The sequence below is a fragment of the Flavonifractor sp. An306 genome (assembly GCF_002159455.1).
In the GTDB taxonomy this organism is placed as follows: Bacteria; Bacillota; Clostridia; order Oscillospirales; family Oscillospiraceae; genus Flavonifractor.
Genome location: NZ_NFIQ01000016.1, coordinates 48906 through 59644, shown reverse-complemented (window position 1 = coordinate 59644; position 10739 = coordinate 48906). Strand labels below are relative to the sequence as shown.

Below are 10739 nucleotides of genomic sequence, written 5' to 3'. Positions count from 1 at the left end.
GGGGACAACTGCTCAGTCTATATGCAGATAAAGGCTGCCATTTCGCAAATGGCAGCCTTGCTCTATCTTTCTATGTCCTCCGCTATTTTACGCTTACTGGCATCTATGGGAGAATCAATGGATTTTTGAGCTGAAAAAGCCCGGAAACGGTTGATGCCACTGGCTTTTCGCCAGTGGCATCTATACCGTTTTGATTTTATGGTGCCGGTGGCCGGACTCGAACCGGCACGGATTGCTCCGCCGCATTTTGAGTGCGGTGCGTCTGCCAATTCCGCCACACCGGCATTTATATTTTAATTCCCTGTGTCCCGCATATCTCTGATTTCGGAGGGATATGCGGGAGGGATATTAAAACCAAATGCTGTTATTCAGTTGAAAATATGCTGTAATACCAAGGGTCCTACAAAAACGCCTGTGAATGGACGAACAAGATTTTGAGTCCGTCACGTCTACCAATTCCATCATACCGGCATATGGGACGAAGGTTATTATACATGAGTTTGGGAGGGTTGGCAAGGGCTACGGGCAAGGAAATTGAGAAAAATATCATATCATTTATTTGCAAGATATGCTATGATATCCTTGTGACCTGAAATGAGATCCCATGGAGGGGCTTGATAGTATGAAACGATTCCGAGTGCTTTTGGCGGCGGGGCTGTTCCTGCTGCTGACCGGCTGCTTTTCCCAATCAGTGGACGAGATGTATGCCCAGCCCAAGGCGCCTGACGACTATCTGAAGCTGGACAACAAGATCAGCGAAGTGCTCAACGCCGGCGGGGAATATGCCGCCCCGCTGACGGGCGAGCTGACCCAAAAGGTACAGCTCCAGGATCTGGATGGAGACGGCGTGCAGGAGGCCATCGCTTTTTTCCGGGTGAGCTCGGACGAGCGGCAGCTGAAAATCTGCATTTACCGGGAGTCCAACGAGGATTATGAGCTGGCGGCCATGATAGAGAGCGCCGGCACCGCCATCAATGTGGTCAGCTACCAGGATGTGGACGGCATACCCGGCAAGGAGATCATCGTAGGCTGGCAGCAGAGCGACAAGCTCTATTCCCTGGCGGCCTATTCCATTCATAACGACCAGGTTCTGGAATTGATGCGGACAGAGTATACCGATTTCCAGGTGTGCGACCTGGACACCGACGGAGTCAATGAGATTGTGGTCATCCACACAGGCATGGGGGAGAACAGTAACCGGGCGGAGCTGTACGACTACCGGGACGGGATGCTGGAGCTGGATTCCGCCGCCCCTCTTTCCCGCAATGTGACCTCCCTGGTGGAAAATGGGGTCAAGACGGGCTACCTGAAGGATGGGGTGCCTGCGGTCTTTGTGGACGCGGCATACGCCTCCTCGGGCAGCGCCGCGCCGGGAGAGGAGCTCTCCGCCTTCAACAGCGCCACTTACAGCGGGGAGGGTCATATTACCGATATCTTTGCCTGGAAGAACGGGGCTCTGCGCAATATTACCCTGAATTCCGCCACGGGGGAGAGCGATGGAACCATCCGCTGGTATACGGCGGTGTCTGCCAAGGATATCAACAGCGACGGAATTCTGGAGTTGCCCGACCCCTATGCCCTCACCGATCCCACCAGCTCCAGCATTGCGGTGAATTTCTGGGCCATCCGCTGGCTGCAGTATGACGTCAACGGAAAGTCCAGTCTGGTGTTCACGACCTATTATAACGACCGGGACGGCTGGTACTTTATCCTGCCGGAGAGCTGGGATGGCAAGATCACGGTCTCCCGGAACGACGTGGCCGGCGGCGAGCGGGCGGTGATCTTCTCCTACTGGGAGGGACAGGGTACGGCGGAGCCGGTGCCGTTTCTGGTTATCTACGCCCTCAGCGGCGACAACCGCTATATGCGGGCCAATATGGCCGGCCGGTTCCGCCTGCTGCCGGACGCTACCGACAGCGACACGATTTACGCCGCCCGCCTGCTCCAGAGCGACTGGGACTGCGGTCTGGACGAGGAGGGCGTCAAAGCGAAATTTGCGCTGATTACCAGCGAATGGTCCTACGAGAAATCATGAGAAGGAGGGAGCGGAGATGAAAAAGGTGCTCGTGCTGGAGGACGAGGCCAACATCCGCAGCTTTGTGGTGATCAATTTGAAGCGGGCCGGCTATGAGGCCATTGAGGCTGAGACCGGGGAGGAGGCCCTGGCCCAGCTCAAGCGCAACCCGGACATCAAGGTGGCGCTGCTGGACATCATGCTGCCCGATATGGATGGATTTGAGGTGTGCCGCCGGATCCGGGCGGGGGACAACAAGATCGGGATTATCATGCTCACCGCCCGTACCCAGGAGATGGACAAGGTGACCGGCCTGATGACCGGCGCGGACGACTATGTGACCAAGCCCTTTTCTCCGGCGGAGCTCACCGCCCGGATCGACGCACTGTACCGCCGCACCGGCGGGGGGGACCCGGTGGATTCCGGGGAGATCAGCCAGCCTCCCTTCCTGCTCAACGTCCGCAACCGTACCCTGGAGAAGAACGGGCAGCGCATCAAGCTCACCCAGGTGGAATACTCCATCATCAAGCTGTTTATGGACAACCCGGGGAAGGCGCTCTCCCGGGAGGAGATCCTGGATTCCGTGTGGGGCCGGGACTACTTTGGCGAGCTGAAGATCGTGGACGTGAATATCCGGCGCCTGCGCATCAAGATCGAGGACGACCCCACCAATCCCACCTTTATTACAACGGTGTGGGGCTACGGCTACAAGTGGGGTTTCTGAGCGGCAGACCGCACGCGCATCTTTTAATGAACCCAGGTGGTGAGATAAGGATTTATGAAAAAAATCAAGGGCATCCGCGGAATCCGAAAGCGCTGGATGGTGAACTCCATCAGTGTGGTGCTGTTCATCGTCCTGCTGGCGGTGTCGGCCTTCTCCGCCGCCATGGGGAGCTATTACTATTCCACCCTCAGTGAATCGCTGTCCCAGAAGGCGGAAAACGCGGTGCAGAGCTTCAGCTATTTCCTCTCAGAGGACAACTATTATGATTACGCCCAGTCCCTGGTAGCGGGGGACCCCTCTGGGGACAAGCTGGAGGTGGAGTTTCTGGACGCCAGCGGCCAGATCCGTTTCTCCAGCTCCGACCTGACCGCCTTCCGCTCCCCCGGCACGCCGGATATCGCCGAGGCCCTGAGCCAGGGCAAGACCAAGGAGTGGTCCGGCTCCGACCCAAGCACCGGGGAGCACATCATGGCGGCCTCCAGCCCGCTGATCATCAACGGCAAGGTGGTGGGGGTCATGCGCTACGTTACCTCCCTGCGCATTGTGGACCGGCAGATCATTCTCATTGTGGGCATCTCCCTGGGCATCGGCCTGGCCATTCTGGCCATGGTGTATTTTTCCAACCTGTATTTTGTCCGCTCCATTGTGGAGCCGGTGGCCGGGATCACGGATACCGCCAAGCGGATCGCCGGCGGCTCCTACGGAGTGCAGATTGAAAAGCAGTTTGACGACGAGATCGGCGATCTTACCGACGCCATCAACGACATGTCCCTGAAAATCAGCCAGAGTGAGAAGATGAAAAACGAGTTTATCTCCTCGGTGTCCCATGAGCTGCGCACCCCTCTGACCGCCATCAACGGCTGGGCGGAGACCATCATGAACGGAGAGGTGCGGGATGCGGCGGATGTGAAAAAGGGCATGGGCATCATCGTGTCCGAGGCCCGGCGGCTGACCAACATGGTGGAGGAGCTGCTGGAGTTTTCCCGCATCCAGGACGGCCGGTTCACCCTGTCGGTGGAGCCCATGGACATCAAGGCCGAGCTGGAGGACGCGGTGTACACCTACCGGGAGTTCTTCCGGCGGGAGGGCATCGAGCTCAACCACTTTGACTGCGAGGAGGAGTTCCCGCTGATCTCCGGCGACCCGGAGCGGCTGCGGCAGGTGTTCTGCAATGTGCTGGACAACGCCGCCAAGCACGGCGGCTCCGGCAAGCGCATTGATACCGCCATCCGCCCGGAGGGAGACCAGGCGGTGATCACCATCCGGGACTATGGCCCCGGCATTCCGGAGGAGGAACTTCCCCATGTGAAGTACAAATTCTATAAAGGCTCCTCCAAGGCCAGAGGCTCCGGCATCGGTCTGGCGGTGTGCGATGAGATCGTCACCCTCCATGGGGGGACGCTGGAGATCGGCAACGCGGAAGGGGGCGGCTGCATCGTCACCATCCGTCTGCCCATCCATCCCCAAACGCAAATAGAACATTAGTTCTAAAATTCAAACCCGCGCCCCTTGCAATCAGGGCGCGGGTTTGATACAATAGACAAGACTATTCAGATTCCAACAGCAAGGAGAACAAACACTCAATGTCAAAAGAGACAAAGCGAGCCTGCGATACCCCCTATAAGACCATGATCGGCGGCCAGGCCCTGATTGAAGGCATCATGATGCTGGGACCGGAGAAAAAGGCCGTGGTGGTCCGCAAGCCGGACGGTACGCTGGAGGAGCAGGTGGAGGAGCGGGTGCTCATCAAGGACAAGCACCCCCTGCTGGGCCTGCCCCTGATCCGGGGCGTGTTCAATTTCTGCTCCTCCATGGCCAACGGGGTGAAGGCCCTGATGTATTCCGCCTCCTTTGTGCCAGAGGACGAGGAGACGCCGGAGGAGCCCTCCAAACTGGAGGTGTGGCTGGACAAGCACCTGGGCAGCGAAAAGGCGGCCTCGGCGCTGGTCACCCTGGCAGTGGTGTTGGGCATGCTGTTTTCCGTGGTGCTCTTTATCCTGCTGCCCACCGCGCTGGTGGGCCTGCTGGGAAAGGCGGTGCCCCTGGCCATGTGGGTGCGCAACCTGCTGGAGGGCGTGGTGCGCATCGTCATCTTTGCGGGCTACCTGATGTTGTGCTCCCACACCAAGGAGATCCACCGGGTCTTTCAGTACCACGGGGCGGAGCACAAGACCATCTTCTGCTATGAGCACGGCCTGCCCCTGACGGTGGAGAACGTGCGCAAGCAGCCCAGGCACCACCCCCGCTGCGGCACCAGCTTCCTGTTTGTGGTAATTGTGGTGAGTATTCTGCTTTCCAGCGTGGTGTTTACCTATGTGGACGTGGTGAATACTTTTGTGCGGATGGGTCTGCATCTGCTGCTGCTGCCGGTGATCGTCAGCCTGACCTATGAGTTCAACCGCCTGGTGGGCCGGTATGACAACTGGTTCACCCGGGTGATGACCGCGCCGGGGCTGTGGCTGCAGAACTGGACCACCTTTGAGCCGGACGACAGCATGATCGAGGTGGGTATCCGGGCCTTTACGCTGGTTCTTCCCAGTGAGGAGGGGAAGGATCAGTGGTGAATCCCTGTCAGGGAAACCAGTGAGAGAAAGAGAGATTAGAAGCGGGAGTGTGGTTTCATGGCGACCACCTATAACAACCTCTACCTGGACGCACGCCGCCGGCTGCGTCAGGCGGGGATTGAGGGGGCGCAGCTGGAGGCCAGGGAGCTGGTGTGCTGCGCCGCGGGCAAGAGCCGAGAGCAGTTTTACCGGGATATGACGCTGTACGCCTCCGCCCAGGTGGAGGAGAAGCTGTCCGGGCTGGTGGAGCGGCGGCTGGCGGGGGAGCCGGTGGCCTACATCATCGGGGAGTGGGAATTTTACGGCCTGTCCCTGGAGGTGTCCCCTGACGTGCTGATTCCCCGGATGGACACGGAGGTGCTGGCCGAGCGGGCCATTTTGCTGGCCCGCGCCGCCGGAGAGGGGGCAAGGGTGCTGGACCTGTGCGCCGGCAGCGGCTGCGTGGGGCTGGCGGTGGCGGCCAATGTGCCCGAGTGCCGGGTGGTGCTGGCAGATGTCAGCGAACCGGCGCTGAAGCTGTGCAAGGGCAACATCCGCCGCTGCGACCTGAACGCCCGGGTCACCTGCGTCCACGCCGACGCCCTGGAGGAGCCTCCCGCCGCCCTGTGGGACTTTGACGTGATCGCCTGCAATCCCCCTTATATTCCCAGCGGAGACATTGCCGCTCTGGACGCCAGCGTCCGGGACTATGAGCCCCGTTCCGCCCTGGACGGCGGGACGGACGGCCTGGATTTTTACCGGGCCATCGCCCAGCGCTGGGGCAAGGCCCTGCGGCTGGGCGGTTCTCTGGTGTTCGAGGTGGGAATCGGCCAGGCCCAGGATGTGGAACGGATCTTGACCATGAACGGCTTTGAACAGGTCCAGAGCACCCAGGATACCCAGGGAATCTGGCGGGTGGTAGAGGGTATTTCAAACCGGTAAAAGCGGGCCGTCCCGCTTTTTGAGAGGAGAAGTCACAGTATGGCAGACAAGAAAAAGCCTGTGGTGGAGGCCGCGGCCCCCGCCTCTGATAAGAAGAAAGCGCTGGAGACCGCCATGGCCCAGATCGAGAAGGTCTACGGCAAGGGCTCCATCATGCGCCTGGGAGACAACGCCGACATTGTGGTGGAAGCCATTCCCACCGGGTCCCTGTCGCTGGACCTGGCCCTGGGGATCGGCGGCGTGCCCAAGGGGCGTATCATTGAGATCTATGGTCCGGAATCCTCCGGTAAGACCACCCTGGCCCTGCACATTGTGGCCGAGGCCCAGAAGCGGGGCGGCGAGGTGGCCTTCATCGACGCCGAGCACGCCCTGGACCCCTACTATGCCCGGGCTCTGGGTGTGGATATCGACTCCATGCTTATCTCCCAGCCCGATACCGGCGAGCAGGGCCTGGAGATCTGCGAGGCGCTGGTCCGTTCCGGCGCCATCGACGTGGTGGTGGTGGACTCGGTGGCCGCCCTTACCCCCCGGGCCGAGATCGAGGGGGACATGGGGGATTCCCATGTGGGCCTGCTGGCCCGGCTGATGAGCCAGGCCCTGCGCAAGCTGGCCGGTTCCATCGCCAAGACCAACTGTGTGGTCATCTTCATCAACCAGCTGCGGGAAAAGGTAGGGGTCATGTACGGCAACCCGGAGGTCACCACCGGCGGCCGGGCCCTGAAGTTCTATGCCTCGGTGCGTATCGACGTGCGGCGCATCGAGTCTCTGAAGAGCGGTTCGGAGATCATCGGCAACCGTACCCGGGCCAAGGTGGTGAAAAATAAGGTCTCGCCCCCCTTCAAGGAGGCGGAGTTTGACATTATGTACGGCGAGGGCATCTCCAAGGTGGGCGAGATTCTGGATCTGGCCGCCAAGCTGGACCTGGTGCAGAAGTCGGGCTCCTGGTTTGCCATGGGGGAGACCCGCCTGGGTCAGGGCCGGGACGCCGCCAAGCAGTACCTGAAGGACAACCCGGAGGTGTGCGACAAGCTGGAGGCCGACATCCGCAAAAACGCCTACAAGCTGATGAGCAACCAGGCCCGGGCCGCCGCCCGTGCGGCAGGCCGGGCGGTGGATATCTCCGCCGAGGACTTTGAGGATGCGGATCAGTAAGCTGGCCCCATCCCAACGGATCCAGGGCCGCTGGCTGTGCCACCTGGAGGATGGGACCATTCTGCGGGTGGGGGAAAATGAGGTGGCCGTCTTTGGCTTGTGCTCCGGGCTGGAGCTGACGGCGGAGAAGCTGAAGGAGCTGACCCGGGCGGCCAAGGCCGCCGCGGTGCGGGACAAGGCCATGGATCTGCTGGCCGCCCGCCCCCTGTCCCGCAAGGAGCTGGTGGATAAGCTCACTGCCCGGCCCAGGGACCGGGAGAAGGAGCCGCTGGCCGACCGGGAGACGGCGGAGGCCGCGGCCGACCGGCTGGAGGAGCTGGGCTACCTCAACGACGGGGCCTATGCCTGTACGGTGGCGGAGCACTATGCCGCCAAGGGGTGGGGACCCGCCCGGATCCGGGAGGAGCTCTACCGCCGGGGCGTGCCCCGGGAATACTGGGACCAGGCGCTGGAGACCTTGGTGTCCCCTGACGACGCCATTGACGCCTTTTTGAGGAAAAAGCTGCGGGGAGTGGATTTGTCTGACCCCAAGAGCTGCCAGCGGGCCGCCGCCGCCCTGGCCCGCCGGGGCTTCCGGTGGGAGGACATCAAGGACGGCCTGCGCCGGTACGGTGGGGCTGAAGATTTTGAGTATGAATAAGGAGACAGTCATTTGAAGGTTGCATTTGTTTCCCTTGGCTGCGCCAAGAATCTGGTGAATACCGAGCAGATGATGGCCCTCACCCGGGCTGCCGGCCATACCGTCACCGGGGAGCCGGAGGGGGCGGATATTGCGGTGCTCAACACCTGCGGCTTTATTGACTCGGCCAAGAGCGAGGCCATCCAGAACATTCTGGAGCTGGCCGCTCTGAAGGACCAGGGCAAGCTGGGCAAGCTGCTGGTCACCGGCTGCCTGTCCCAGCGCTATCAGGACGAGCTGACGAAGGAAATGCCCGAGGTGGACGGTGTGATGGGCACCGGCAGCTATACCGATATCGTCTCTGCTCTGGAGGAGCTGGCTGCCGGCGGGCATCCCCGGCGGTTCGGGGATATCAGCCGCACCGACGAGGACGGGGAGCGGCTGGTGACCACCCCCTCCTATACCGCCTTCCTGAAGATCGCCGAGGGGTGCGACAACCGCTGTGCCTTCTGCATCATCCCCTATCTCCGGGGCCGCTACCGCAGCCGCACCATGGAGGCTTTGCTGGAGGAGGCCAAGGCCCTGGCGGACCGGGGGGTGAAGGAGCTGATCGTCATTGCTCAGGACATCACCCGCTACGGTAGCGACCTCTACCACAAGCAGATGCTGGGCGAGCTGCTGAATGAGCTGTGCAAGCTGCCCTTCCACTGGATCCGCCTGCACTACCTCTATCCGGATATTCTGGGGGACGACCTCATTGAGGTCATTGCCCGCCAGCCCAAGATCGTCAAGTATATTGACATACCCCTGCAGCATAGTAATGACCGTATTCTGAAGGCCATGAACCGGCACACCACCAACGCCCAGATCCAGGCCCTGCTGGGCAAGCTGCGGGAGCGGATCCCCGGCGTGGTGCTGCGCACCTCCCTGATCTGCGGCCTGCCCGGAGAGGGGGAGGCGGAGTTTGAGGAGCTGTGCCAGTTCCTGCGGGAGAGCGCCATTGAGCGGGCGGGTATCTTCCAGTTCTCCCCGGAGGAGGGCACTCCCGCCGCGGAGATGGAGGACCAGGTGGACCCGGACGTGGCCCAGCGGCGGGTGGAGCTGCTGGTGGAGCTGCAGAGCCGGGTGATGGACCACTGGAACGAGCAGCGGCTGGGGGAGACCATGGAGGTGCTCTGCGAGGGCTTTGACCCCGACATGGGCTGTTATGTGGGCCGCACCTACGCCGACTCGGTGGATGTGGACAATCACGTCTATTTTACCGCCGCCGGGCTGATCCCCGCCGGAGAATTTGTCAATGTGCGTATCACCGGCACTCAGGACGGCGACCTGACCGGAGAGATTGAGGAGTGACATGCTGTGAATACCGCCAATAAGCTGACCATGCTCCGGATCTTTTTGATCCCCGTATTTCTGGTAGTGCTCTATCTGGATTTTCCCTTCCACATGCTGTTTGCCCTGGCTATCTTTATCCTGGCCAGCGTTACCGACTTTGTGGACGGATACATCGCCCGCCACTACAACCTGGTGACCGACTTCGGTAAATTTATGGACCCCCTGGCGGACAAAATGCTGGTCATGTCCGCCCTGCTGTGGTTTGTGGAGATGGGCCGGTTTCCGGCCTGGGCGCTGCTCATTGTGGTGGTGCGGGAATTTGCCGTCACCGGCCTGCGGCTGCTTGCTGTGGAGCGGGGACGGGTCATTGCCGCCGCCTGGTCGGGAAAGGTAAAAACCGCCTCCACCATGGTGTGCATCTGTCTGATGTTGGTGTTTGTCCACCCGGTACTGGACGGGGTGTGTATTGCCCTGATTATCGGCACCACCATCTATTCCGGCGTGGAATATTTCGCCAAAAACAAAGATGTGATTGACTGGAGCAAGGTGTAATGCTGGACTTTTCCAAACGCCTGGACCCCAAACGGCCGCTGATCCACCCCACCAGCCGGGTCAAAAGGTGCGCCTTCGGCGGGTATGTGGAGATCGGCGACCACTGCGCCCTGGAGGAGAGCCAGGTGGGGGCCTACAGCTATTGCTTTGGCTATAACGACATCATCTATTCCTGCATCGGCAAGTTCAACTCCATTGCCACCGGGGTGCGGCTCAATCCGGTGCAGCACCCTGCCAAATTCCGGGCGGCGGCCCATCACGTTACCTACCGCTGTGCCCACTACGGCCTGGGCGAGGATGACGAGGCGTTTCTGGACTGGCGGCGGCAGAACCGGGTTGTGACCGGGCACGATGTATGGCTGGGGCACAACGCGGTGGTGATGGGAGGGGTGACCATCGGCCATGGCGGCGTGGTGGGCGCCGGAGCGGTGGTGACCCATGACGTGGCTCCCTACGAGATCGTGGGAGGGGTGCCCGCCCGGCACATCGGCTGGCGATACGACCGGCCTACCATTGAGGCTCTGCTGCGCATCCGCTGGTGGGACTGGAGCCATGAGACGCTGAAAGAACGGCTGCGGGACTTTGACGACGTGGCGGAGTTCTGCGCCAGGTACGATTTGCCGGAACCTTGACACGGCTGCCGGAAGATGATAATATACTAAAACAGTTGAATCGCGTGAAGAACGGAAATAGTATCCAGCGAGTACCCGCCAGAGAGGGAACGTCACCGGCTGAGAGCGGTCCCAGGGGGTAACTGGAGAATGTGCGTCCGGGAGCGCGGGGGATGCAGACGCCCTCCGGCAGGCCCCGTTATCGGCCTTCGAGTGAGAAATGAGAGTGGAACCGCGAGTCATCGCC

10 protein-coding genes and 1 tRNA gene are annotated in these 10739 nt (G+C 61.0%); 10 read left to right on the top strand and 1 reads right to left on the bottom strand.

Annotation, left to right across the window (positions count from 1 at the left end; genetic code table 11):
• Positions 1–199 precede the first annotated feature (199 nt).
• Positions 200–284 (bottom strand) — tRNA-Leu (locus B5F88_RS05890).
• A gap of 338 nt (positions 285–622) precedes the next feature.
• Here B5F88_RS05890 and B5F88_RS05885 point away from each other — a divergent pair.
• The 10 genes from B5F88_RS05885 to B5F88_RS05840 all read left to right on the top strand — a co-directional run bounded on the left by B5F88_RS05885 (position 623) and on the right by B5F88_RS05840 (position 10513).
• Positions 623–2035, top strand: a complete 1413-nt coding sequence (locus B5F88_RS05885; RefSeq protein ID WP_087342848.1) for a hypothetical protein — start codon at positions 623–625, stop codon at positions 2033–2035.
• A 16-nt stretch (positions 2036–2051) separates the two neighbouring features.
• Positions 2052–2738, top strand: coding sequence for a response regulator transcription factor (locus tag B5F88_RS05880; RefSeq protein WP_087342845.1), 687 nt, complete (start codon positions 2052–2054; stop codon positions 2736–2738).
• Between the two features lie 54 nt (positions 2739–2792).
• Positions 2793–4223 carry a HAMP domain-containing sensor histidine kinase gene (locus B5F88_RS05875; RefSeq protein WP_242959651.1) on the top strand — a complete coding sequence of 477 codons (1431 nt, stop codon included), beginning with the start codon at positions 2793–2795 and terminating at the stop codon, positions 4221–4223.
• Between the two features lie 98 nt (positions 4224–4321).
• Complete coding sequence (locus B5F88_RS05870; RefSeq protein WP_087342843.1) at positions 4322–5302, top strand: DUF1385 domain-containing protein; 981 nt, start codon at positions 4322–4324, stop codon at positions 5300–5302.
• 57 nt (positions 5303–5359) lie between these two features.
• Positions 5360–6223, top strand: coding sequence for a peptide chain release factor N(5)-glutamine methyltransferase (prmC, locus tag B5F88_RS05865; RefSeq protein ID WP_087342840.1), 864 nt, complete (start codon positions 5360–5362; stop codon positions 6221–6223).
• Positions 6224–6262: 39 nt separating this feature from the next.
• Entirely contained in the window at positions 6263–7375 is a 1113-nt protein-coding gene (gene recA, locus B5F88_RS05860) for a recombinase RecA (RefSeq protein WP_087342837.1), read from the top strand.
• Positions 7362–8015 carry a RecX family transcriptional regulator gene (locus tag B5F88_RS05855; RefSeq protein ID WP_087342834.1) on the top strand — a complete coding sequence of 218 codons (654 nt, stop codon included), beginning with the start codon at positions 7362–7364 and terminating at the stop codon, positions 8013–8015. The genes recA and B5F88_RS05855 overlap by 14 nt, the downstream gene beginning before the upstream one ends.
• Positions 8016–8027: 12 nt before the next feature.
• Positions 8028–9347, top strand: coding sequence for a 30S ribosomal protein S12 methylthiotransferase RimO (rimO, locus tag B5F88_RS05850; RefSeq protein ID WP_087342831.1), 1320 nt, complete (start codon positions 8028–8030; stop codon positions 9345–9347).
• A 6-nt stretch (positions 9348–9353) separates the two neighbouring features.
• The gene (pgsA, locus tag B5F88_RS05845; protein ID WP_087342829.1) at positions 9354–9881 is read left to right on the top strand and encodes a CDP-diacylglycerol--glycerol-3-phosphate 3-phosphatidyltransferase; all 528 of its coding nucleotides are present in this window, start codon (positions 9354–9356) and stop codon (positions 9879–9881) included.
• Entirely contained in the window at positions 9881–10513 is a 633-nt protein-coding gene (locus B5F88_RS05840; RefSeq protein WP_087342827.1) for an acetyltransferase, read from the top strand. Before pgsA ends, B5F88_RS05840 begins: the two co-directional genes overlap by 1 nt.
• Positions 10514–10739 lie beyond the last annotated feature (226 nt).